Origin of the sequence: Streptomyces sp. NPDC051578, from assembly GCF_044454045.1 — a bacterium.
In the GTDB taxonomy this organism is placed as follows: Bacteria; Actinomycetota; Actinomycetes; order Streptomycetales; family Streptomycetaceae; genus Streptomyces.
In genome coordinates this window covers 350,463-373,795 of the sequence record NZ_JBITDH010000004.1, presented here as the reverse complement: position 1 = coordinate 373,795, position 23,333 = coordinate 350,463, and the positions used below count along the sequence as shown (strand labels likewise).

The 23,333-nt window shown below is 73.1% G+C and carries 21 protein-coding genes; 5 read left to right on the top strand and 16 right to left on the bottom strand.

Features of this window, described 5'->3' with window-relative positions:
- The first annotated feature begins 1 nt into the window (after window position 1).
- Window positions 2-1,204, top strand: a complete 1,203-nt coding sequence (locus tag ACIA6C_RS20845) for a cytochrome P450 (RefSeq protein WP_399277795.1) — start codon at window positions 2-4, stop codon at window positions 1,202-1,204.
- 71 nt (window positions 1,205-1,275) lie between these two features.
- Here ACIA6C_RS20845 and ACIA6C_RS20840 read toward each other — a convergent pair whose 3' ends face one another.
- Entirely contained in the window at window positions 1,276-2,091 is an 816-nt protein-coding gene (locus ACIA6C_RS20840) for a diacylglycerol kinase (protein ID WP_399278022.1), read from the bottom strand.
- Between the two features lie 184 nt (window positions 2,092-2,275).
- Between ACIA6C_RS20840 and ACIA6C_RS20835 the strand changes: the two genes are divergently transcribed.
- Entirely contained in the window at window positions 2,276-3,559 is a 1,284-nt protein-coding gene (locus ACIA6C_RS20835) for an adenylosuccinate synthase (protein WP_399277793.1), read from the top strand.
- A 180-nt stretch (window positions 3,560-3,739) separates the two neighbouring features.
- Here ACIA6C_RS20835 and ACIA6C_RS20830 read toward each other — a convergent pair whose 3' ends face one another.
- From ACIA6C_RS20830 to ACIA6C_RS20810, 5 genes are all read right to left on the bottom strand, one after another.
- The gene (locus ACIA6C_RS20830; RefSeq protein ID WP_399277791.1) at window positions 3,740-4,672 is read right to left on the bottom strand and encodes a hypothetical protein; all 933 of its coding nucleotides are present in this window, start codon (window positions 4,670-4,672) and stop codon (window positions 3,740-3,742) included.
- A 198-nt stretch (window positions 4,673-4,870) separates the two neighbouring features.
- Window positions 4,871-5,746 (bottom strand): alpha/beta hydrolase, encoded by an 876-nt coding sequence (locus ACIA6C_RS20825; protein ID WP_366080039.1) that lies wholly within the window; start codon window positions 5,744-5,746, stop codon window positions 4,871-4,873.
- A 210-nt stretch (window positions 5,747-5,956) separates the two neighbouring features.
- Entirely contained in the window at window positions 5,957-7,264 is a 1,308-nt protein-coding gene (gene kynU, locus ACIA6C_RS20820; RefSeq protein WP_399277788.1) for a kynureninase, read from the bottom strand.
- Window positions 7,265-7,277: 13 nt separating this feature from the next.
- Entirely contained in the window at window positions 7,278-8,123 is an 846-nt protein-coding gene (locus ACIA6C_RS20815) for a tryptophan 2,3-dioxygenase (protein WP_361130344.1), read from the bottom strand.
- Between the two features lie 128 nt (window positions 8,124-8,251).
- Window positions 8,252-8,665 carry a DUF3151 domain-containing protein gene (locus ACIA6C_RS20810; RefSeq protein ID WP_361130347.1) on the bottom strand — a complete coding sequence of 138 codons (414 nt, stop codon included), beginning with the start codon at window positions 8,663-8,665 and terminating at the stop codon, window positions 8,252-8,254.
- A 201-nt stretch (window positions 8,666-8,866) separates the two neighbouring features.
- Between ACIA6C_RS20810 and ACIA6C_RS20805 the strand changes: the two genes are divergently transcribed.
- On the top strand, window positions 8,867-10,051 hold the full coding sequence (locus ACIA6C_RS20805) for a transposase (RefSeq protein ID WP_399277786.1): 1,185 nt from the start codon (window positions 8,867-8,869) through the stop codon (window positions 10,049-10,051).
- 87 nt (window positions 10,052-10,138) lie between these two features.
- On the opposite strand, the gene ACIA6C_RS20800 is transcribed toward ACIA6C_RS20805, so the two are convergent.
- The 10 genes from ACIA6C_RS20800 to ACIA6C_RS20755 all read right to left on the bottom strand — a co-directional run bounded on the left by ACIA6C_RS20800 (window position 10,139) and on the right by ACIA6C_RS20755 (window position 20,419).
- Complete coding sequence (locus ACIA6C_RS20800) at window positions 10,139-12,091, bottom strand: helix-turn-helix domain-containing protein (protein ID WP_399277784.1); 1,953 nt, start codon at window positions 12,089-12,091, stop codon at window positions 10,139-10,141.
- A 70-nt stretch (window positions 12,092-12,161) separates the two neighbouring features.
- On the bottom strand, window positions 12,162-12,863 hold the full coding sequence (locus ACIA6C_RS20795) for a BTAD domain-containing putative transcriptional regulator (protein ID WP_399277782.1): 702 nt from the start codon (window positions 12,861-12,863) through the stop codon (window positions 12,162-12,164).
- Between the two features lie 124 nt (window positions 12,864-12,987).
- Window positions 12,988-13,737 carry a ScbR family autoregulator-binding transcription factor gene (locus tag ACIA6C_RS20790; RefSeq protein WP_399277780.1) on the bottom strand — a complete coding sequence of 250 codons (750 nt, stop codon included), beginning with the start codon at window positions 13,735-13,737 and terminating at the stop codon, window positions 12,988-12,990.
- A gap of 275 nt (window positions 13,738-14,012) precedes the next feature.
- Window positions 14,013-15,035 (bottom strand): class II fructose-bisphosphate aldolase, encoded by a 1,023-nt coding sequence (gene fbaA / locus ACIA6C_RS20785; protein ID WP_399277778.1) that lies wholly within the window; start codon window positions 15,033-15,035, stop codon window positions 14,013-14,015.
- A 252-nt stretch (window positions 15,036-15,287) separates the two neighbouring features.
- Window positions 15,288-15,827 (bottom strand): orotate phosphoribosyltransferase, encoded by a 540-nt coding sequence (gene pyrE, locus ACIA6C_RS20780; RefSeq protein ID WP_361130365.1) that lies wholly within the window; start codon window positions 15,825-15,827, stop codon window positions 15,288-15,290.
- Between the two features lie 21 nt (window positions 15,828-15,848).
- Entirely contained in the window at window positions 15,849-16,637 is a 789-nt protein-coding gene (locus ACIA6C_RS20775; protein WP_399277776.1) for an aldose 1-epimerase, read from the bottom strand.
- 91 nt (window positions 16,638-16,728) lie between these two features.
- Complete coding sequence (locus ACIA6C_RS20770; protein ID WP_399277774.1) at window positions 16,729-17,607, bottom strand: SRPBCC domain-containing protein; 879 nt, start codon at window positions 17,605-17,607, stop codon at window positions 16,729-16,731.
- Window positions 17,608-17,665: 58 nt separating this feature from the next.
- The gene (locus ACIA6C_RS20765; protein WP_399277772.1) at window positions 17,666-19,306 is read right to left on the bottom strand and encodes a polyamine aminopropyltransferase; all 1,641 of its coding nucleotides are present in this window, start codon (window positions 19,304-19,306) and stop codon (window positions 17,666-17,668) included.
- A gap of 109 nt (window positions 19,307-19,415) precedes the next feature.
- Window positions 19,416-19,967 carry a DUF2617 family protein gene (locus tag ACIA6C_RS20760; RefSeq protein ID WP_366081555.1) on the bottom strand — a complete coding sequence of 184 codons (552 nt, stop codon included), beginning with the start codon at window positions 19,965-19,967 and terminating at the stop codon, window positions 19,416-19,418.
- A 311-nt stretch (window positions 19,968-20,278) separates the two neighbouring features.
- Window positions 20,279-20,419 carry a hypothetical protein gene (locus ACIA6C_RS20755; protein WP_399277770.1) on the bottom strand — a complete coding sequence of 47 codons (141 nt, stop codon included), beginning with the start codon at window positions 20,417-20,419 and terminating at the stop codon, window positions 20,279-20,281.
- Window positions 20,420-20,693: 274 nt separating this feature from the next.
- Between ACIA6C_RS20755 and ACIA6C_RS20750 the strand changes: the two genes are divergently transcribed.
- Together ACIA6C_RS20750 and ACIA6C_RS20745 are read left to right on the top strand one after the other, a co-directional pair.
- Window positions 20,694-21,878, top strand: coding sequence for a pyridoxal phosphate-dependent aminotransferase (locus ACIA6C_RS20750; protein ID WP_399277768.1), 1,185 nt, complete (start codon window positions 20,694-20,696; stop codon window positions 21,876-21,878).
- A gap of 303 nt (window positions 21,879-22,181) precedes the next feature.
- The gene (locus ACIA6C_RS20745) at window positions 22,182-23,333 is read left to right on the top strand and encodes a hypothetical protein (protein WP_399277766.1); all 1,152 of its coding nucleotides are present in this window, start codon (window positions 22,182-22,184) and stop codon (window positions 23,331-23,333) included.

The following is a 23,333-nucleotide window of genomic DNA, read 5'->3' as shown; positions in this document are numbered from 1 at the left end:
GATGCGCTTTGATCCGTGGGATGCCGCGTTCGTCGCCGATCCGTACCCCGCTTACCGGGAGTTGCGCGAGCAGGGGCGGGCGGTGTGGTCGCAGGCCACGGGGCAGTGGCTGGTGCCGCACTACGCCGATGTGAGCGCGCTGCTGCGTGACCGGCGACTGGGGCGTACGTACGTGCACCGCTTCACGCACGAGGAGTTCGGGCGGCAGGCTCCGCCCCCGGAGCACGGGCCCTTCCATGTCCTCAACGGCAACGGCCTGCTGGACTTGGAGGACCCCGCGCACGCGCGGGTGCGGCGGCTGGTGGCGAGGGCCTTCACCCCGCGCACCGTGGAGCGGCTCGCGCCCGCCGTCGAGCGGCTGGCCGGGGAACTGGCGGGCGCGCTGCTGGCCGACGGGGGCGGCGATCTGCTGACCGCCGTCGCCGAGCCGCTCCCCGTCGCGGTGATCGCGGAGCTCCTCGGGATCCCGGAGTCGGACCGCGCGCTGCTGCGGCCCTGGTCGGCGGACATCTGCGGGATGTTCGAGCTCCGGCCGGACGAGGAGACGGCGCAGCGGGCCGTGCGGGCGAGCGTGGAGTTCAGCGACTACCTGCGCGCCCTGATCACCGAGCGGCGCGGGCGTCCCGGGACGGATCTGATCTCCGGTCTGATCGCCGCCCACGACGAGGAGGGCCGGCTCAGCGAGCAGGAAATGATCTCCACCTGCGTCCTGCTGCTGAACGCGGGCCACGAGGCGACGGTCAACACGACCGTCAACGGCTGGTGGGCGCTGTTCCGCAATCCCGCCCAGCTCGAAGATCTCAGGCGCCATCCCGAAAAGTTGTCCACAGCTGTGGATGAACTCATGCGGTACGACACACCCCTACAAATGTTCGAACGATGGGTGCTGGACGAGATCCGGATCGGGGACTCGGTCATCCCGCGCGGCGCCGAGGTCGCGCTGCTCTTCGGGTCCGCCAACCGGGATCCCGCGCGCTTCGAGAACCCCGACGCGCTGGACCTCGTACGCGGCGACAACCCGCACCTCAGCTTCGGGGCGGGGATCCACTACTGCCTCGGTGCGCCGCTGGCGCGGCTGGAGCTCAAGGCCTCGTTCGGCGCCCTGCTGGCAGCCGGCGCGCCGCCGCTGCGGCTCGTGGAGGAGCCGCAGTGGCGGGACGGGTACGTCATCCGGGGGCTGCGGGAGCTGCTGGTCGCCTGCTGAAACGGTGGCCAAAGCAGCCAAGACGGCCAAAGCGACCAAGCCGACTAAGACGACTAAGACGGCCAGGACGGTCAGCGCGGCACGGTCAGGGACCAGGCGGCGGGCCGCAGGGTCCAGGTGCGGCGCCGGAGCGGCCCCGACACGGCCGCGTGGTCGGCGCGGTAGCGGAAGTCCGCGCCCGACACCGTCACCGTCGCGGCCCGCTCCGTCAGCGCCGCGCACCCCGTCAGCCGGACCACCACCTCCGCCTGGCCGCCCGCCTCCCGGGTGACCACCGCGACGTCCTGCACCGGGTGGTCCACATCCGCCAGCACCACCCCGTCCGCCTCCACCCTCAGCCGGTGCACCGGCCCCGCCGGCGCCTGACCCGTCCCCGGCGGGCCCGGCAGGAGCATCCGGAGCAACGACCGGTAGCTCCGTACGGGTGGAACCTGCGCCCGCACCGGAGGCGGGATCCGCAGGCCGCCCAGCACCACCCCGTCGCTGTCGTCCACCAGCAGGTCCCGCGCCCGCACCACCCCGTCCAGCGCCGCCCGCGCCGCCATCACCGCCGACAGCGGCACGCCCAGCGACCCCGCCAGCGTGAGCGAGCCCACCGGCCCCACGGGGATCAGCGACAACGGCTCCCCGGAAAGGTCACGGGAGCGGTGCAGCAAGGTGACCGTGCGTAGCAGCGCCCGGTCGTCACCGACGATCACGGGGCGCCGATGACCCCGGCGGGCGAGTGCCCGCGCGAACTCCTCCGGCGAGTCGGGGAGAGAAACTTTCGCCGCGGCACCCGCGCACAACACATCTTTCGCGATCCGTACGGACTCGCCGTCAAGACGGCGGGCGACCGGGTCGACGAGCACGAGCAGGCCGCCTACCGGCGCGCCCGCATGGCTCATGGTGGGCTCTGGAGCCGACACCTCGGTCCTTCCTCGGGTAGCATCTTTGTGCAAGAGGCCCTTGCGCTATTGCGCCAGGGCCTTCGTCTATTCCGGGGTACCGGTCCGACGGCTCAGCCTGCGGTGTACATCGTCGTACGCCCCCTGACCTTGGACATGCCCCATCCGGAAGAGGTGTACGCCTGTGCCCGCTCTTGTGCTGCTCGGAGCTCAGTGGGGTGACGAGGGCAAGGGAAAGGCCACCGACCTGCTCGGTGGATCCGTTGACTATGTGGTGCGCTACCAGGGCGGCAACAACGCCGGCCACACGGTCGTCGTAGGCGACCAGAAGTACGCGCTGCACCTTCTCCCTTCCGGCATCCTCTCCCCCGGATGCACCCCGGTCATCGGCAACGGCGTCGTCGTCGACCCGGCCGTACTCCTCTCCGAGCTGCGCGGGCTCAATGAGCGCGGCATCGACACCTCGAAGCTGCTGATCAGCGGTAACGCGCACCTGATCACCCCGTACAACGTCACCCTCGACAAGGTCGGCGAGCGCTTCCTCGGCAAGCGCAAGATCGGCACGACCGGCCGCGGCATCGGCCCGACGTACGCCGACAAGATCAACCGCATCGGCATCCGCGTCCAGGACCTGTACGACGAGTCGATCCTCCAGCAGAAGGTCGAAGCGGCGCTGGAGGGCAAGAACCAGCTCCTCGCGAAGCTCTACAACCGCCGCGCGATCGACGCCGCCGCGATCGTGGAGGAGATGCTCCAGTACGCGGAGCAGATCAAGCCGTACGTCGCCGACACCACCCTGATCCTCAACAACGCGCTGGACGAGGACAAGGTCGTGCTCTTCGAGGGCGGCCAGGGCACGCTGCTCGACGTCGACCACGGCACGTACCCCTTCGTGACCTCCTCCAACCCGACCGCGGGCGGTGCCTGCACCGGTACCGGTGTCGGCCCGACGAAGATCAGCCGCGTCATCGGCATCCTCAAGGCCTACACGACGCGCGTCGGCGCGGGCCCGTTCCCGACCGAGCTGTTCGACCAGGACGGCGAGGCCCTGCGCCGCATCGGCGGCGAGCGCGGCGTGACCACCGGCCGCGACCGCCGCTGCGGCTGGTTCGACGCCCCGATCGCGCGCTACGCCACGCGGGTGAACGGCCTGACGGACTTCTTCCTCACCAAGCTGGACGTGCTGACCGGCTGGGAGCAGATCCCGGTCTGCGTCGCGTACGAGATCGACGGCAAGCGCGTCGAGGAGCTGCCGTACTCGCAGTCGGACTTCCACCACGCGAAGCCGATCTACGAGAACCTGCCCGGCTGGTCCGAGGACATCACCAAGGCCAAGACCTTCGCCGACCTCCCGAAGAACGCCCAGGCGTACGTCAAGGCGCTGGAGGAGATGTCGGGCGCCCCGATCTCGGCGATCGGCGTCGGCCCGGGCCGGACCGAGACGATCGAGATCAACTCGTTCCTGTAGGCAGGACCGCACCACACCGGAAGGGGCCGGGCGCAGGCGTGCGCCCGGCCCCTTCGGCGTACCCGGCGCAGCGGTGGACCAGCAGGACGCCGGTCAGGCGGAGCGGTGCCGCAGGACGCCGGTCAGGCGGAGCGGTGCCGCAGGACGCCGGTCAGGCGGAGCGGTGCCGCAGGACGCCGGTCAGGCGGAGCGGTGGACCAGCAGGAGGGTGTAGGTGCCGGTGACCGCGTCGTGGACGGGGGCCAGCGCCGGGGTGTTGCGGCTGTCGTGCTCGTCGAGGTCCGTGCCCTCGTCCCAGGTCCGGCCGTCGTAGACCGCGTGGCGCAGCCGGTCCGCGCGCGAGGACGGGTACACCGCGTGCAGCCTGCCGTCGTACGAGGCCACGGCCGCCCCGCGCCGGCTCGTGTGGCCCTCGCCCAGCGGGGCGGGCTTGTGCCAGGTGCCGCCGTCGTAGACCGCGTGCATCAGGCGGGCGTCGTCCGAGCCGAAGCGGTAGACGAGGTGGATGCTGCCGTCGTGCACGGCGGCGGACAGGTTCGCGGGGTAGGGGCCGGTCTTGTTCCAGACCCGCAGCATCCCGTACGCGGTGTCGCCCCCGGCCGGCTTCTCCCACGGTCCGCGCGCCGTGGGCGCCACCCGGTGGATGATCTTCCCGTAGAGCGGTGCGACGGCGAACAGGTGCAGCGCGTCCCCGTACGAGACCAGCGCCGGGGCGATCGCGTCCTCCAGGGCGGGCGCGGACGGCTCTTCCCCGCCGAGGGGGGTGACGGCGATGCGCGTGCCGCCCGAGGGCTCCGCGAGGGTGTGGGCGCAGACGAGCCCGCCCCGGTGCACGGTCAGCGCCGGGGTCTCGACCGCCTCGCCGAGCAGCCGGTCCTCGGTGACCTCGCCGCGCAGTACGTCCAGCAGTTCCGGCGCGTAGGTGGTCACCCGCAGCGGCAGGTACCGCCCGTCCTGTTGCCGAGCGCCCCGGTGGGCGCAGTACAGCTTGCCCTCGTCGACCGCGATCGCGGGTGCGGCCGCGCTCGTGCGGTCGGCGAACACCTGGTCGGCCTGCCAGCCGCCCGCCGTGCTGTAGACGGAAAGCCAGAGCCCCCGCTCGTCCTCGGCCACTGCATGCTCCCCTTCGCTCGACCGGATGGGAAACCGGACCCGTCCGGAGGGCAACGGCGCGATGTCCCACGCCGCGATCGACCGTAGCCAGGTGGGCATCACCAGCCAACCCACCTGCGGGAAACCGGCCACGTTCAATGATCAACAAGGCCAGAACCAGTCCCCTTGGGCAGCTTTTGTCCAGCCTGGCGGGCTCTGTCACCAGGCGAGCTGCGAGATCTCCTCGGCGACCACCGCGCAGGCGTCGGCGGCCGGGTCGATGAGGGGGAAGTGGCCGACGCCGTCCAGGAGGGTCAGCCCGACCAGCTCGCCCGCCTTGGCCGCCGCGGCCACGTATGCCTCCGCCACCTGCTCCGGGACCACGATGTCCTCCCGGCCCTGCACCACGGCCGTCGCGATGCCCGTCGGGAGGAGCGCGGCCGGGTCCGCGTACGGCAGCCGCTCGTCCCAGTACCGTTCCCCGCCCAGCAGCTGCGCCGACGCCCCGCCGCACACACCGAGTTGCTCCGCCACCGCGAAGTCCGCGATCGGGGCCAACGCCACCACCCCGCGCAGCAGCGGCGGGGCCGGCAGCCGCCAGGGGCTCCCCTCCGGCAGCACGTGACGGGCGGCGGCCCACAGGGCGAGGTGGCCCCCGGCGGAGTGGCCCGTCACCACGATCCGGCGCACATCGGCCTGCGGCAGCGCCTCGGCGGCGAGCCGGGGCAGCGCGTCCATGGCGGCGGCGACGTCGTCGAAGGTCTCGGGCCAGCGTCCCGCGACGGGACCGCCGGCACCCTGGTGCGGAAGCGAACTCCCGCGCCGGTACTCGACGTTGGCGACGGCGAAACCCCGCCGGGCCAGGAAGTCCGCCAGGGGCGTGACGTGGCCGCGGTCATACGGGGCCCGCCAGGCGCCGCCGTGCAGGACCACGACCAGCGGGGCCGGGCCCGCGGCACCACCGCGCGGGGCGTAGAAGTCGACCACCTGGTCGGGGTGCTCCCCGTACGCGGAGCTCGCGTCCGGCTCGACCGGCGGATGGGAGAAGGCCGAAGCGGACTCGGCGGCGTCCCGTTCGACTGCGGGGTCCGTCATCGGCTCAACCTCTCGGTAACGCATGGGGCAAGGGAGAACACTGCAGCAGGAGTTACGGCAGGGACACGTGTTCCGGTGCTCCGGCAGAGCGGGACCGTATCAGGCCTGAACAGGGCGACAGGCGGCGGCCCGGGGTAATGTGGACGCGGGCGGAGCCGAAGCTCCGCCCGCCCAGTGACACACCTCGCGATGTGACGTTTCTCCGCTACGTCACCCGAAGATGTGACCCAGCGTCCTGGCCGCGCGCTCCACATCGGCGAATCCGACGTAGAGCGGGGTGAACCCGAAGCGCAGGACATCGGGTGCCCGGAAGTCCCCGATCACGCCCCGCGCGACGAGTTCGGTCATGACCTCGCGGGCGTTCGCGGTCCGCAGCGAGACCTGGCTGCCACGGCGGGCATGTTCCTCGGGAGTCACCGGTTCCACGGTGCCCGCAGGGACGTACGCGGCCACGCACTCCAGGAAGAAGTCCGTCAGCGCCAGGGACTTGGCCCGCACGGACTCGATCGCGACCCCGTCCCAGGCGTCGAGCGCCGATTCCAGCGCCAGCATCGACAGGATGTCCGGGGTCCCCACCCGGGCGCGCGCCGCGCCCGCCGCCGGGACGTACTCCGCGGTCATCGCGAACGGGTCCGCGTGCCCGTTCCAGCCGGGGAGCGGCGAGTCGAAGGCGGCCTGGTGGCGCTCTGCGATGTACAGGTACGCGGGCGAACCGGGGCCGCCGTTGAGGTACTTGTACGTACAGCCCACCGCGAGGTCGACCGCGTTCTCGTCCACGCCCACGGGCAGCGCCCCGGCGGAGTGGCACAGGTCCCAGACCGTGACGGCGCCGGCGGCGCGGGCCGCACGGGTGAGGACCGGCAGGTCGTGCAGACGCCCGGTGCGGTAGTCGACGTGGTTGAGCAGGACGACGGCGGTGTCCGCCCCCATCGCCGCCGCGGCCCGCGAGGGGTCGACCGGCTCGACCGTCAGGCCGGTCATCCGGGCGGCCGACGCGGCGATGTAGCCGTCGGTGGGGAAGGTGGACGCGTCGACCAGCAGCCGGGTGCGGGAGGGATCCGCGAGGCGGGCGGCGCCGACCAGCGCCTTGAAGAGGTTGACGCTGGTGGAGTCGCCGACGGTCACCTGGCCGGGCGCCGCGCCGATCAGGGGGGCGATCTTGTCCCCGACGCGCCCGGGGGCGGTCCACCACCCCGACTCGTCCCACGAGCGGATCAGGAGCTCGCCCCACTGGCGGCCCACCACATCGGCGGTGGCGGCGGCGACGCCGACCGGGAGGGCGCCGAGGGAGTTGCCGTCGAGGTAGACGACGCCCTCGGGGAGGGTGAAGCGCTCGCGGAGCTTGCCGAGTTCGTCGGCGGCGTCCAGCGCCGCGGCACGCTGGGCGAGTTCACCGGCGGACGGATCAGTGACAGACGGCCCGGCGGACGGCCCGGTGACGGACGGATCAGTGACAGACGGCCCGGTCACGGATGGTGTGACGAACGGCCGGGTCATGCCGGGCATCGGCTCAGACATCGCGGGCATCGGCTCAGACATGGCTGCGCGCCGTCCACAGCTCGGGGAACACGTTCTTCTGCGCGCGCTTCTCCAGCCAGGTCACGCCCGCGGAGCCGCCCGTGCCCGTCTTCGCGCCCATCGCCCGGCGGGTGGCCACCAGGTGGTCGTTGCGCCAGCGCCACACCAGCTCCGCCACGTCCGTCAGCACCTCGCCGAGCCGGTGCAGGTCGGGCTGCCCGTCCGGGTCGGCGTACAGCTCCGTCCAGACGGCCTCGACCTGCGGCGAAGGCTCGTAGCGCTGCGACAGGTCCCGGTCCAGCACGGACGGGGGCACCGGCAGGCCGCGGCGCGCGAGGAGCCGCAGCACCTCGTCATAGAGGCTCGGCTCCTGGAGGGCCTTCTCCAGCTCGGCGTGGACGCGCGGGGCGCCCCGGTGCGGCACCAGCATCGACGCGGACTTGTCGCCGAGCAGGAACTCCATCCGCCGGTACATCGCCGACTGGAAGCCGGAACCCTCACCGAGCGCGGAGCGGTACGAGTTGAACTGGGCGGGGGTCAGCTGCGCGAGCGGGCGCCAGGAGGCGTTGAGGGCCTCCAGCTCACGGAGGGATCGTTTCAGCGCGTCCATCGCGGCCGGGATCCGGTCCTCGCGCAGGGCCTTGGCGGCCGTCTCCCACTCATGGACGATCACCGTGAACCACAGCTCCATGACCTGGGTCGTCACCAGGAAGACCATCTCGCCGGGGTCGTCCGAGCGGAGGTGCTGGAGGTGGGTGAGGACGTCCGCCTGGACATAGTCCTCGTAGGGGGTGGTGCCGGCGAAGTCGAGGTTCGGGGTGTCCGAACCGGCTCCGGAGGCATCAAGGGCTTGCGACATCTCTGTCTCCTCGACACGTGCTTCCGGGTAGCGGTCCGCTCCTTCCGGTGAGGTAAGTGGAGCCCCGGTCCCCTGTTCGCATCATAAACAGAGGTTCCGGGGCCCCTCTAGGCCTGCAGGCCGGGGCGTTACGCGAGCGTGTCCGCGGCCGTCTCGGAGGAGTCCCTCAGGAAGGTCGAGCAGCGCTCGAACTCGTCCTTCTCCCCGATGGCCCCGGCGGCGCGCGCCAGGGCGTGCAGGGCGCGCAGGAAACCGCGGTTCGGCTCGTGCTCCCACGGCACCGGGCCGTGGCCCTTCCAGCCCGCGCGGCGCAGGGCGTCCAGGCCGCGGTGGTAGCCCGTACGGGCGTACGCGTACGACTCGATGGTGCGGCCGGCGGCGAAGGCCTCGTCGGCCAGGGTGGCCCAGGCGAGCGAGGACGTCGGGTGGGCGGCGGCCACCTCGGCGGCCGGGGTGCCCGCGGCGAGGGCCTCGCGGGGGCCGGGCTCGTCGGGGAGGTGGGTGGGGGCGGGGCCCCCGAGCAGGTTCTGGTGAATCGACATGCGCCCAGTCTGGGGTATCGGGCCCGGTCCTCGCCGCCCGGTGGGGGCCGATGGCGGGCCGGTGGTGGGCCGGTGGTGGGCCGGTGGTGGGCCGGTGGTGGGCGCCCCACCACGGCGGGCGGCAGGGGTGTGCCCGGCACACCTCCCCGCGAGGGGGCCCGCGGGCGGACGGTAGGGGTGTCGTCGACGGAGGGGGAGCACGTGAACACCGGCTCGGGGACCGGCCGACCGGACCCCATGGGGGAGGACGTGGTGGGGGAGGCCGTCGAGGAACTGTGCGCCGCGGTGTTCGCGCCGCTGCGGCGCCGCGACCAGCGCGAGCGGGGACGCCAGTACGTACGGGGGCTGCTCGCCGCCGAGGGGCGCAAGTCGATCCGCAACATGGCGCTGCAGACGGGCTCCGGCGGCGCCGCCGAGGAGCAGGCGCTGCACCACTTCATCGCCGGCTCGACCTGGGACTGGCAGCCGATCCGTACCGCGCTGGCGCACTACCTCGCCCGGTCGGCGCCGCTGAGCGCGTGGGTGGTGCAGCCGATGGCGATCCCCCGCGGCGGGGAGCACTCGGTGGGCATCGGCAACCGCTTCGACCCGCACCAGGGCCAGATGTTCCGGGGGCAGCAGGCCTTCGCCACGTGGTTCACCTCGGGCGGTGTGGCGATGCCGGTGCAGTGGCGGCTGTTCCTCGGCGGCGCGGGGCCGGTGGAGTCCGCGGACTCCTACGAGGCCTGCGCGGTCGCGGGGGCGGCGGAGCTCGCCCAGGGCTCCGCGGCGGGCGTACGGCCGGTCGTGCTCGACGTCCCCGACATCGCGACCCGGGCCACGCTGGCCCGCTTCGCGCAGGCCCGGGTCCCGGTGGTGGCGCGCATCAGTCCCGGCGCGCGCCTCGGCGTGGCGGACCAGCGGCTGCCGAGCTACGGGGCGTTGCCGATGGCGGCGCGGGACATCCTGCAGAACGTGCGGGGCATGCGGATGCCGGTGGAGTGGGCGGACCCGGGACGGGTCGGCGCGCGGCGCAACTCGCTCGTGGCGGCGGTACGGGTGTTGCTCGCGGGGCGGGAGATGCTGCTGTTCGGGGAGTGGTCCGATGCGCGGCGCCTGCCGGGGCGGATGTGGGTCACGGACATGACGCGGGTCGCGCCGGGGGCGCTGGTGCGGCTGACGAAGGAGACGGGGACGGTGTCCCTGGCGGCCGGGGCGAGCATGGACCGGGTCGGGCTGCGGGACTTCGCAGGGCGGTCGCTGTCGGGGTGGCACCGGCACGTGACGCTGGCTTCGGTGGCGCACGCGGGGCTGTGGCTGGGCGGCCGCCTGCCGGTGGCCTCGCCGGGCCTCGGCCCGGGCGCCCGCCCGAACCGCCGCCCCTCCCCCGCCCTGGTGGGCTGCTGACCCGTACGGTCCCGCAGGCGGCCCCCGCGGCCGGCTGCGCTCCGCGCCCTGTCCGAACCGGGGACCCGCAGGCGGACCGGCGCCGCGTCACGGGGAGTCGGACCGGCGGGGATCCGTGGAGCGGCGGGCGTGGAGGACCGCGCGGGTCTTGCGCAGCCTCAGCGCCATCTGGATCTCCAGGGCCTGCCCCGGCTTCTGCCAGCCCTCGCCCAGCAGGTCCGTGATCCTCTCCAGCCTCCGCGAGACCGTGTTCGGGTGGACGTGCAGCGCCTCCGCCGCGTGCGTGGGGCTGCCGCCCGAGGCGAAGTACGCGTCCAGGGTCCGCGTCAGGTCCGTCAGGCGGTCCGCGTCGTACTCCAGGACCGGGCCGATCGTCGAGGCGATGTAGGCCTCCACGTCGTGGTCCGCGGACAACAGCAGTCCGAGGAAACCCAGTTCGCGCAGCGAAGCCGTCCCCCCTGCACCGTCGAGCGCGGTCAGCGCGTCCAGGCAGCGCACCGCCTCCGCGTACACGCGGGCCACCTCCCCCGGCCCCCCGGCCGGCCCGGCGGCGCCCGTCGAGACCGCGTGGCCCAGCAGCGGCGACAGTTCCCCGGAGGCCCGGTGCGCGGCGTCCGAGGCGTCCGTGCCCGGCAGGAGCAGCACGATGCAGCCGCGGCGGACGCCTTTGAGACCGCCCATGCGGTACGCGTACGAGGACGCCCAGGCCACCGCCCGGCCCAGTTCGCCGCCCTCCGGCCGGGCCACGACCACCACGTGCGGGCGGTCGAGGTCGACGCCGAGCCGCCGGGTGCGCTCCGATAGGCGCAGGTCGAACGAGTGGGGCCGCTCCAGCAGATCGGCCAGCAGTTCGTCGTGGACGGGCCCTTCGGCGGCCGCCGTGCCCCGCTGGATCAGCATCAGCGAGGCCACCGACTGCGCCGCCAGCCGCAGCAGCCGTACGTCCTCCTCCGCGAGCGGCGCGGACGCGCCGAGCAGCAACACCCCGAGGTCCTCGGCGCCCGCCAGCACCGGCGCCAGCCACACCTCCCCGGGCAGTCTGACGGGGCGCCTCCCGGTCAGCGCCTGGAGCGTCGCCTTGGTCACCGACTCCTCGTCCATCTGCGGGAGTTCGCCGGTGACGGCCAGCACCCGCCCGCCGGGGTCCCGGACCTGGAGCACGCCGTCCAGCGCGTCCGCGGTGGCCCGGGCCAAGGTCAGCAGCCCGGCTCCGTCCAGGACCAGTCCGGCCAGCCGCGCGTGGCACTCCCACAGGTAACGGACCCGGGTGAGGGCGGTGTTGGTCCGCGTGCCGAACGCGGCGAGCTCGGTGACCTCGTCGCGGGTCTGCTCCAGCAGCCGGGCCTTCTCCAGGGCGACGGCGGCGAGGTCGGCGAGGGAGAGGAGCAGGCCGATCTCGTCGGGGGTGAACCGGCGCACGCGGCGGTCGGCCCCGTAGAGCGCGCCGAGGGTGCAGTCCCCGCGCCGCAGCGGTACCGCGATGATCGCGTGCAGCCCTTCGGCACGGACGACGGCGTCGATACCGGGCTCGTGCGCGATGGTGTCGTCGTTCAGGTAGTCGGCGGTCCAGACGGGCGAGCGGTGCTCCTGGGCGATACTGCCCAGGCCGTTGCCCGTGCCCAGTTCGAGGCCGATGTTCAGGGCGGTGGTCTCGCCCTCGGAGGTCCGTACGTACGCGGATCCGTCCGGGCGGCTCAGGGACAGCCACGCCATGTCGAAGCCGAGGAGGCGCCGGGCCCGGCGGGTGATCAGGCGCAGCAGGCCGTCGATGTCGTAGGGGGAGGTCAGGTCGTGCGCGGTGTCCACGAGGGCGGTGAGCGCGGCCTCGCGCTGCTCGCGGCGGCTCGCGCTCGCCCGGACGGAACGGGCCAGCGCCACGGCGTGGGTGAGCCCGGCGAGCCGGGTGGGGTCCGCACCCCCGCGGCGGGCTTCGTCCAGCAGGGCTTCGTAGGCGCTCTGCGGTGCTTCCTCCGCGAGCAGTTCCAATACCGCGAGCACGCCGCCGTCGGCGTCCCCGTCCCGCATCCCGCTGTCCCCCATAGGACGTTTCCCCCGTCCGACCTGCTGTTATCAGCCCGGATCGTGAACTTAGGTTCCGCGCGGCGGAGGGTCAAGCGCCGCATGCCACGGGGGTGCCGAGGAGGGGGCGGGCGCAGCGCGGGGCATCGACGCGTTCCTCGGCGCGGCGGACGCCTGCCAGGAAGGCTCCCCCGGCCCGCTCGCCTCCGCCGCCGCGCAGCCCGGCCAGTTCCAGCCGCAGTTCCCGGCGCCGCCCCAGGGCGAGTTCGGCTTCGACCCACTGTTCCAGCACCGAGCACCGGTCGGCGTCGAGCACCGCGAGGCGGGACCGGAGCCAGGGCCCGGCGTCGATGCCGTCCAGGGCCGGGCCGGTCCACAGGGCGAGGGCGCGGCGCAGCCGGCGGGCGGCCTGCTCGAAGTCGCCCCGGCTCATGGCCCGGTAGCCCGCTCCGGCCTCGCGCTCGAACTGCCGCACGTCGGACCGGCCGCCGCCGGTGTCGAGAACATACCCGCCGGGCCTCGCGGAGAGCACGGTTTCGGGAGTCCGTACCGAACCGGCCCCCAGGGCCTCCGCCAGCCGTTCGCGCAGGCGGCGCACCGCGGTGTGCAGGACGGCGTGGTGGTAGCGGGCCGAAGCGCGGTGTGCGAGCTCGTCCGCGAGGACGGCCTCCGGTACGACCCGGTCGGGAGAGACGGCCAGTGCCGCGAGCAGGTGCCCCGCCTCGGGCGTGGGTGCCTTGATGGGTACGCCGTTCTCGGTGACGCGCGGCACGCCGAGCACCTGGATGTCCATAGTCTTCTCCCCCTGACCAGGAGGCTTCGCCCCCAAAAAATAGTACCCGGAAGCATCTTTTTGGGAAGGGGAGGAACGGAAACCGAGTGACTCGTGAGGCAGCTCTGGTACGGATGAAGAGCCGTCAGATCTCCAGCGTTTGACTGAGGTTGACGTCGGGCCGGGTCACCGCACCGTCCTCGGCCGGCGCCACGCCCACCGCACAGCCCTCACGGCACTCGTGGGTTCCCCGCGCGCCGAAGAGCGCCCGCGCGCCCCGCCCCGGTGCGGTGTCCAGGCGGATCGCCACGGCCGGGACGACCACGCTCGGCATGACGTGCGCGTACAGCTCCGAGACCTGCCGGTCCATGTCCAGGCCGAGCGTGTGGGACATCGTGTTGAGGCCCGCGTACGCGCCGACGATCAGCTGTGAGGGGACCGCGGGGTCGACGCCGGGGAGCAGCTCGCCGCGCCGCTTCGCCTCCGCCAGCACTTCGGTGTGCAGGGCGATCCAGGCCTCGTAGGGGGCCGCCTTGTCGAGGGCCTGCCCGGCCCGGTCCAGGGTGAGCCGGACGCTGGCCCGCATGAGCACGTCGTGCCGCAGCTGGTGGCAGAAGATCATTCCCATGTCCAGGAACTCCTGCGCCTTGTACTCCTGCGGTAGGGCCTCCGGCTGCCCCTGGTTCTGGGCGTCGATGACGGCCTGGGCCAAGGCCTCCTTCGAACCGAAGTGGAAGTACAGGGCGCCCTTGGTGACCTTGGCGATGTTGACGATGTCGGAGAGCTTGGCGGAGTCATAGCCGCACTCCTCGAACACCGTCGCGGCCGCCACCAATATGGCCTGCCGGGTTCGTACCGCCCGGTCCTGTTTCACCGGGGGGCGCTCTGTTCTCATGGGTGGGCCTCTCCTGACCCCCGGCTTTACATCCCCGGGAGTACGTTCTTGTGAGGTGATTCCACACCATCGCGCAGCCGCAGTCCACCGGCGTGTGTCACCTCCGGCCATCCGGGCGCGGCGCCGCGGACATGCGGCAGGCGCCGCGGACATGCGGCAGGCGCCGCGGACATGCGGCAGGCGCCGCGGACATGCGGCAGGGGCCTGCCCGTCCCTGATGGACGGGCAGGCCCCTGCCGGGGGCCCGGGTCACGGGCGCAGCCGTGACGGAAGGGCTACTTCAGCCTGGTACCCGTGGAGCGCAGGTTCGCGCAGGCCTCGGTGACGCGCGCGGCCATGCCGGCCTCGGCGGCCTTGCCCCAGGTACGGGGGTCGTACGTGGACTTCGTGCCGACCTCGCCGTCGACCTTGAGGACGCCGTCGTAGTTGCGGAACATGTGGTCCGCGACCGGGCGGGTGAAGGCGTACTGGGTGTCGGTGTCGAGGTTCATCTTCACGACGCCGTTCTCCAGCGCGGTGGCGATCTCCTCGGCCGTGGAGCCCGAGCCGCCGTGGAAGACGAAGTCGAACGGGGAGGGCTTGCCGTACTTCTCGCCGACACCGGCCTGGAGGTCCTTGAGGAGCTCGGGGCGCAGGACCACGTTGCCCGGCTTGTAGACGCCGTGCACGTTGCCGAAGGAAGCGGCCAGCAGGTAGCGGCCCTTTTCACCGAGGCCGAGGGCCTCGGCGGTGCGGATGGCGTCCTCGACGGTGGTGTACAGCTCGTCGTTGATCTCGTGGCTGACACCGTCCTCCTCGCCGCCGGTCGGGGTGATCTCGACCTCAAGGATGATCTTCGCGGCGGCGGCCTTGGCGAGCAGCTCCTGGCCGATGGCCAGGTTGTCGGCCAGGGTCTCGGCGGAACCGTCCCACATGTGCGACTGGAAGAGCGGGTTCAGGCCGCGGCCCACGCGCTCGGCCGAGATGTCCAGGAGCGGACGTACGTAGCCGTCCAGCTTGTCCTTCGGGCAGTGGTCCGTGTGCAGCGCGACCGTGATGTCGTACTTGGCGGCGACGACGTGCGCGAACTCCGCCAGGGCGACGGCGCCGGTAACCATGTCCTTGTTGTGCTGACCGCCCAGGAACTCGGCACCACCGGTGGAAATCTGGATGATGCCGTCGCTCTCGGCCTCCGCGAAGCCGCGAAGCGCAGCGTGCAGGGTCTGGGACGAGGTCACGTTGATGGCCGGGTAGGCGAACTTGCCTGCCTTCGCCCGGTCCAGCATCTCGTTGTAGACCTCGGGGGTTGCGATGGGCATCTGTCCGCTCCTTGGATGTGCGGGGAGTGTGCGATTGCTGGCCCTGACCTGGGGGCGACGTTGCCGTCGCGCCTATCTTTCCAGACTCGGTACCCGCCTCTACCCGGGCCGGGTGGAGGTTTCACGTGAAACATTCCGCCGGGCCCAGGGCCGAGGAGAAAACAGCAGGTCAGCGACTACGGTGGCCGGACGGCCGGATTCCGCCGGGCGTCTCGTCCCGTGGACGCCCGGCTCCCGCCATCGCGACGGCCCTCAGGAAAGGCCCAGGTCCCCGAGCTGGTAGCCGGTGAGGTAGGGCAGGCCCGCCTCGGCGATCGCCTCGGCCGCGCCGCGGTCCACGATCGTCGCCACGGCCACGACCTCGCCGCCGGCCTCGCGGACCGCCTCAACGGCGGTCAGCGGGGAGCCGCCGGTGGTGGAGGTGTCCTCGACCACCAGGCAGCGCTTGCCCTTCACGTCGGTGCCCTCGATGCGGCGCTGCATGCCGTGCGCCTTCTGCGCCTTGCGCACGACGAAGGCATCCAGGCGCGCGCCCCGCGCGGCGGAGGCGTGCAGCATCGAGGTCGCCACCGGGTCGGCGCCCAGGGTGAGACCGCCGACGCAGTCGTAGTCGAGGTCGGCGGTCAGGTCGAGCATGACCTGACCGACCAGCGGAGCGGCCTCGCCGTCGAGGGTGATCCGGCGGAGGTCGATGTAGTAGTCGGCCTCCCGCCCGGAGGAGAGGGTCACCTTGCCGTGCACGACGGCCTTGTCCTTGATCTGCTGCAGAAGCTCATCGCGTACGTCACTCATGGCTCCGAGCTTAAAGGGGGACTAGCCCAGGCGTCGCCAGGCCCAGGTCGTGGAGACCTCCAGCGGGTCCACCGGCGTGACCAGGCGCGGCAGGGTGTTCAGGCCGTTCGGCGGGCCGGACTGGGGCTCCACGCAGACCGCCTGTGGCTCCTCGTCGTAGACGACCACCCACTCGGCCCGGCTGGTGATCTTCAGTTCCAGCGCGCCCGGCCAGGTGAGGGTCACGTCGACCCCTTCGGGCATCCCGAAGCAGTCGTCCCACGGGCCGGGCTTCGGGTCGATGCGGTGGCCGGTGGGGATGTGGTCGGGGCCTCGCTCCTCCTGCCAGGCGGGGGCGAAGTCCAGCTGCGCCTCGGGGCCGCCCGGGGCGAGGCTGCGGTTGAACCAGGGGTGCCAGCCGACCTGGGCCGGGAAGGAGTCCCCGTACGTCTCCACGCCCATCGTGAGCGTCAACGCGTCCTCGCCGAGCTGGAAGACCTGCGTCACGCGGCCCGGGTAAGGCCACGGGTCGGTGAGGTCGTAGGTGAACACGGCCTCGGTGCCGGTGCTGTGGGCCGGGCTCCAGGCCGCCTCGCGGCCGAAGCCGTGGATGGCGTGCGGGGGGTGGTTGAGCGGCAGCTGGTGGACGGTCGCCCCGTCCCGGAATCGGCCGTCCGCGGTGCGCCCGCACCACGGGACCATCGGGAAGGCACCGTACTTGGGGCCCTGTCGCAGGAGCTCCGTCCCGTCGACGCGCAGACTGCTGATCCGGCAGCCGTTCTCCTGGTCGATCGTCAGCTCGGCGCCGCCGGCGCTCAGTCGCGTACTCATACGGCCGACCCTAAACCGCCGCCGGGCTCTTTCCACGACACGGACCAGGGGCGGCGGTCCACGACGCGGACCAGCGGCGGCGGTAGACGGCCTAGCGGCGGCGGCGCAGGACGCGGCCGAGCACGACGGCCGAGGCGACGGCCAGGGCGGCGGCCGGGGCGATCCAGCGCAGGCCGACCCCGGCCGTGGCGGAGGAGGGAGCCGGGACGGGGGCGTAACGCCCGCGCGGGGGTGCGTGGTCGACTTCCTCGGCGCTGCGGCCGATCATCGTGCGGCGGGCGTGGGCGGCTTCGGCGGGCGGCAGCGCGGGGCCGTCGAGCGCACCCGGTTCGCCGAGGCGCTCGAAACCGCCTTCGGCGAAGGGGTCGAGGGACGGGGGCGGGACCTCGGCCTCGAACACGGACTCGGTGATCTCGGTGATGCCGTCCTCGACGTCGTCGAAGTCCGGGCCGGAGCCGGCGCCGTCGTCACCCGCCTCCGCCGCGGCGTCCTCGGCGTCCGCGACGGGATCCGCGACCGGCCCGGCCGCCGGCTCCGGCTCCGCGGCCGCCGCGGCGAGGTTCTCGGCGGTGCGGTCCAGCAGCCGCTGCACGGCCGCGGCGGTGGCCTCCGGCGCGAACCCGGCGGCCCGCCCGTCGGCGGAGCCCCCGCCGGAGACCTCCAGCCGGGTGCCGTCCCCCTCGGAGGTGAGCCGCAGTGTCAGCGCGACCTTGACGGTCCCGCTGCCCCGCACCTCGGCGCCCTCCCCCTCGACGGCGAAGTGCTCGGGGTCCCGCTCGCTGACGGCCAGCGCCCCCCGGTAGGTCACGGTGTGCCCGCCGACCCGCACCTTGAGCCGGCCCGCCAGCGGACCCGACGCCGTGTCGGCGTCCTGCTGGAGCCCGGGTACGCAACGGGCCACCCGGGCGGGGTCGCGCAGCACGGCGCGCAGGTCGTCTGCCGGTACCGGAACGAACACCTGATGCTCCATGCGGACGAGCCTACCGACGAGACCGGTTCCTGTACCCGGTCCTGCGCCGACCCGGGCCCTACGTGTACCTCGGGTGCGGGAGCGTCGACGGCGGCAGCCCCGGCACGCGGGTGCGTTCCGCCTCCCGGGCCGCGTCCTGGAGGGCGGCCGTGGTCACCGAGCGCAGCCCCGGCGTGTCGGCGTCGACCCGCAGCGGCGGTACGGCGTCCCGGGCGGCGAGTACGAAGCCCCAGTCCCGCGGACGCGCGCCGGAGCCGCCCTGGCCGCGGTCGGGGCCGGCGGCGAAGCCGGAGAGGCGGCCGCCCGCGCTGTAGGGCGCGGTCCGCAGGCCGGCCGCCCGGAGGGTGGCCTCGACCGTCCAGTACGTGCGCGGCCGGGTGACGAGCGGCCCCGCGTGCACCGCGATCCGGCCGCCGGGCCGCAGGGCGCGCGCGGCCAGCCCGTAGAACTCCTGCGAGTACAGCTTCGTGCTGGGCGTGATCCCCGGGTCGGGCAGATCGGAGACGATGACGTCGAAGCGGTCCCGGGCGCCCGGGCCCCGCAGCCAGTTGAAGGCGTCCTGCGTGACGACGCCGAGGCGGGGGTCCGCGTACGCCGCGCCGTTCAGCTCGGACAGCATCGGGTCGGTACGGGCGAGCCGGACCACTCCGGGGTCGAGCTCGACGACGGTGACGGAGGCGACGTCCCGGTAGCGCAGCACCTCGCGGGCGGCGAGACCGTCACCGCCGCCGAGGACCAGGACCCGGGAGTGCGGGCCGGTCATCGCGGGGTGGACGAGGGCTTCGTGGTAGCGGTACTCGTCGTAGCCGCTGACCCGCAGCCGCCCGTCGAGGTACAGGTCCAGCGAGCGCGGCGACCCGCCGGCGGGCCCGGTCAGCACCAGTTCCTGCACCTCGCTCTGGACGGCGACCCGCACGTCCCCGCCGTAGACGGCGCTGCGGGCGATCCGCTCGAAGTCGTGGGCCAGCAGCGTCGCCGAGGCGAGGACGGCGAGGACGATCAGGTTCACGGCGATCAGCAGCCGGCGGCAGCGGCGGCTGAGGTCCCGGCGGAACAGCCACAGGACGAGTCCCCCGCCGACAGCGGCGTTGACGGTGCCCGTGAGCACCGCCCCGGTGAGCTGGCCGAGCACCGGCAGGAGCAGGAACGGGAAGGCGAGCCCGCCGACGAGGGCTCCCACGTAGTCGGCGGCGAACAGGTCCGCGACCGCGCCGCCCGCGTCCTGCCGGTGGATCCGCTGGATCAGCACCATAAGCAGCGGGATCTCGGCGCCGATGAGCACGCCGATGGTGAACGAGAACGCGACGAGCGCCGGCCGCGACTCCCCCAGCCAGGCGAAGCTCGCGTACAGGGCCATGGCGGAGAGCCCGCCGAGCAGGGCCAGGGCCGCTTCGACGGCGGCGAAACCGAACGCGGGCCGTCTGCGGAGACGTTTGGCCAGCAGGGAGCCGACGCCCATGGCGAAAACCATGACGGACAGCACCACCGACGCCTGGGTGACGGAGTCCCCGATGAGGTAGGAGCCGAGGGCGAGCAGCTCCAGTTCGTACACGAGACCGCAGGCGGCGCAGACGAAGACGGTGGCCAGCACGAGGAGTCGCCCGGTCCGGGGCCGTACGGGCAGGGCGGCCGGGACGGTCGCCACGCCCCGCGGCCCCGGAGCCGGCAACACCCGGCGCGGTACGGAACGGTCGATCATGCAGCGAACCGTACGTCACCGCCCACGGGCGCCCCGTCACTCACATGGGTGCAAGTGGTGTACCGATCGAGCCAATTGGAGTAACCATGGGACCGCCCGGCACCACCCGTTACAGCGATGCCACGGCCACCGATTCCGGCGTCTGCGCGCCCGCGCCCATCCGTACGCCCACCCGCGTCCGGGTGGCGACCAACTGGCCTTCCTGCGGATACGCGTGCCAGGTCCGCCACCGCACCTGGCCCTCGTGACGCTGCGCCAGCAGCGCGGTGAAGGCGTGCGGGCTGCCCGGGAAGGTCCCGGCGAGCCCGTTCGGGTGATCCGCGACCAGCGCGAGCAGTTCCTGGGCGCGCCCGGCGAACGAGCCGCGCGAGAGGGTCTCGACGCGCGCTGCGAACTCGTACTCCCACTCGCCCCACCGCTCGGCCACGCCCAGCGGCAGCGGAGTGCTGCTGCCGGGCATGCAGGCGACCGTCTCCGAGCAGAGGACCTCGCCTTCCTCCAGGAGCACCTGGTGGGAGGCTCCGAGCAGGCGCAGCTCCACCTTCGCGCCCGCGAGCTGGAGGTTCAGTACGGCGAGGGCGGGCAGCCGGTCCCGTCCCAGGGCCCAGGCGAGATCGGCGGCACGCGTGTCGGTATAGGTGGTCTGGAGGGTCGTGAGCATGAGTCGGCTCCGCAAACGCGCGAGGAAGGTGGGCCGGGGAACCGCCAGCGGTTGGTCAACGGGTGGGGGGACACCGGCACGGGTCCGCAGGGAGTCCAGGGAGGTCCGAGGACTGGTCTACTCAACCGAGGGAATCATGAAAGGCACGGCACTCACAGCGTTTTTACCCAACTTGAAAGGGTTTACATCCCCCCGGGGGCCACCCGGTTCACGTGTTCAACCGCATGCCGCCCGTACGTCGTAACGCGCAGGCGGATGTGGGTGCTAACGAGGTGTCGTCCAAGGGAAGTTGTCCCCGCCGGACACCCCGTTTACGCGGTGCCGGACGTACTGATACTCAACTGGATCCGCACCCGCCGCCACCGCACGAGGACCCGCACGACGACGAGGACCCGCACGACGACGAGGAGCCGCAGGAGGACGAGGACCCGCAGGACGAGCTGCCGGAGCACCCGCCGGAGGAACCGTCCCCTCCCCCGGCCCACCAGCTGCCGCCGCTGCGGCTTCCGCTGCCGCCGCTCGCGCCGGAGGCGGCCTTGACGGCCACGACGACGACCCCGACGACGAAAACGATCAAGAGAACCACGGCAAGAACCATCTCCTCGCCCCTCTCTGAACCCCCGGATCCCCGGGGTGCCGGGACCCCCGTGTCCCGTGTGCGGGGGAGATGCCCGCAGGCCACCCGCGCCAAAGCACACTTGAGCAACTCCAGAGGTTGCCCGCAGGATGGCCGCCATGAACGCACCCGCGGGCGGCAGCCGCCCCTTCCTGAACCGCCGTCTGGCGGCCTTCGGCACCACCATCTTCGCGGAGATGTCGGCGCTGGCCACCGCCACCGGGTCGATCAACCTGGGTCAGGGGTTCCCCGACACCGACGGGCCCGCCGAGATCGCCGAAGCGGCCGTACGGGCGATCCGGGACGGCAGGGGCAACCAGTACCCGCCGGGCCCCGGCGTCCCGGAGCTCCGGCTGGCGATCAGCGAGCACCAGCGGCGCTTCTACGGACTGACGTACGACCCCGACACGGAGGTCCTGGTCACGGCCGGGGCCACGGAGGCCATCGCGGCCAGTCTCCTCGCGCTGCTCGAACCGGGTGACGAGGTCATCGCCCTGGAGCCCTACTACGACTCCTACGCCGCCTGCATCGCCATGGCCGGCGCGGTCCGCGTCCCGCTGACGCTGCGCGCCCCGGACTTCCGCCTCGACGCGGACGCCCTGCGCGCCGCCGTCACCCCCCGCACCCGGCTGCTCCTGCTGAACACCCCGCACAACCCCACGGGCACGGTCCTCACGCCGGCGGAGCTGGCGGCCGTCGCCGAGCTGGCGGTCGAGCGGGACCTGCTGGTGGTCACCGACGAGGTCTACGAGCACCTGGTCTTCGAGGGCTCGCACACCCCGCTGGCCTCCCTGCCCGGCATGCGCGAGCGCACGGTCACCATCTCCTCCGCCGGCAAGACGTTCTCGTTCACCGGGTGGAAGGTCGGCTGGATCACCGCCCCGCCCGCGCTGCTCTCGGCCATCCGCTCGACGAAGCAGTTCCTCACGTACGTCTCCTCGGGCCCCTTCCAGCACGCGATCGCCGAGGCCCTGGCCCTGCCGGACGACTTCTACGAGACCTTCCGCGCCGAGCACCTCGCCAAGCGCGACCTCCTCGCCGACGGCCTGGCGGCGGCGGGCTTCGAGGTGTTCCGCCCGCAGGGCACCTACTTCATCACCACCGACATCACCCCCCTCGGCGAGAAGGACGGCCTCGCCTTCTGCCGCGCCCTGCCCACCCGCTGCGGCGTCGTCGCCATCCCGAACCAGGTCTTCTACGACGACCGATCGGCCGGCGCACCCCAGGTCCGCTGGGCCTTCTGCAAACGCGACGAGGTCCTCCACGAGGCCGTCGCCCGCCTCGGCCGGCTCTAGGCCGGGCGCCTGCGCAGGCCTCGGCCGGCGGTGGGCCGTGGCCTCGCGCAGGCGCCCGAACGGGTGTGTGCGGGTCCCCCGAAAGACTTTGTCGCGGGGATGACCTTCACGGGTGCCACCTGGGGAAACGGTGGTCGGGCGGGTGTCGGGCGCACGCCGGGGCGGGGGCCGGGCTCGTAGGGTTTGCCCCGTCGTGGGGAGGCCGGCCGGGAGCCCGTTCCACCGCGGGCTCCGGGTATCGGCGCCGGAGTGAGGCTGACGAACGCGAACGCGCCGGAAGCGCCGGCGGGAAGACCGGGAGACATGGCTGCGGTTTCTACGGGTCCGACGGTGTCCCTGGAGCCGCCGCAGACGCGCGCGGACGGCCCGTCGCCGGCCCTCCTCGCGCTCGGGGTCTTCGCCGTCGTGCGCGGGGCCGGGGTGCTGGTCATCGCCGCCGGCGCCTGGTGGGCCGGCCGGGACCCGGTGCGGGTGCTCGGCGGGTCCTGGGACTCCGTCTGGTACCTCGGCATCGCCGCCCACGGGTACGGGCGGACCCAGATGTGGGCGAACGGCTCCGTCCAGAGCGACTACGCCTTCTTCCCGCTCTACCCCCTGCTGGTGCGCCTCGCCGGCGGCACCGCCCTCGCCGCACTGGCCGTCGCGTGGGCCGCCGCCGCGGCGGGCGCCCTCGGGGTGCACCGGGTCGGGGAGCGGCTGCTGGGGCCCCGGGGCGGGGTGCTGCTGGTCGCGCTGTGGGCTGCGCTGCCGCACTCCGTGGTGCTGAGCGCCGGCTACACCGAGGCGCTGCTCGCCGCGCTCGCCGCCTGGTCCCTGTACGCGCTGCTGCGGGAGCGCTGGCTGTGGGCAGCCGCCCTGGCGGTCCTGGCCGGGCTGACCCGGCCCACGGGGATCGCCGTCGCCGCCGCGGTGTCGCTGACCGCCCTGCACGCGCTGGCGATACGGGGCTCCCGCGCGCCCGAGGTAGGGGCCGCCGCGCTGCTGGCCCCGGCCGGCTGGGCCGCGTACGTCCTGGCGGTGGGGGCGCGCACGGGGCATCCCGTCGGCGGGTACTTCACCGTCCAGCGGCGGTGGGGGTCCCGCTTCGACTTCGGCGTGGGCACGCTGCGCGACGCGGAGAAGGTGCTGACCGGCAGTCCCGTACCGCTCGCCACCACCGTCACCGTGGCGGTGCTGGTCGTCGCGGCGCTGCTGGCGGTGCCGCTGGTGCTGGACCGGGCCCCGCTGGCGCTGCTCGCCTACACCGGGGTGCTCATGCTGATCACCTACGGCGGGAGCGGCTTCTTCGAGTCGAAGCCACGCTTCCTGCTGCCCGCGTTCCCGCTGCTGCTGGCGCCCGCCGCGGTGATGGCCAGAGCCCGGCCGCGCACCGCGGTCGTGGTGACCGCGGTGCTGGCCGGGCTCTCGTACGGCTATGGGGTGTACCTGCTCCTCGTGGCGCGGGTACCGCTGTGA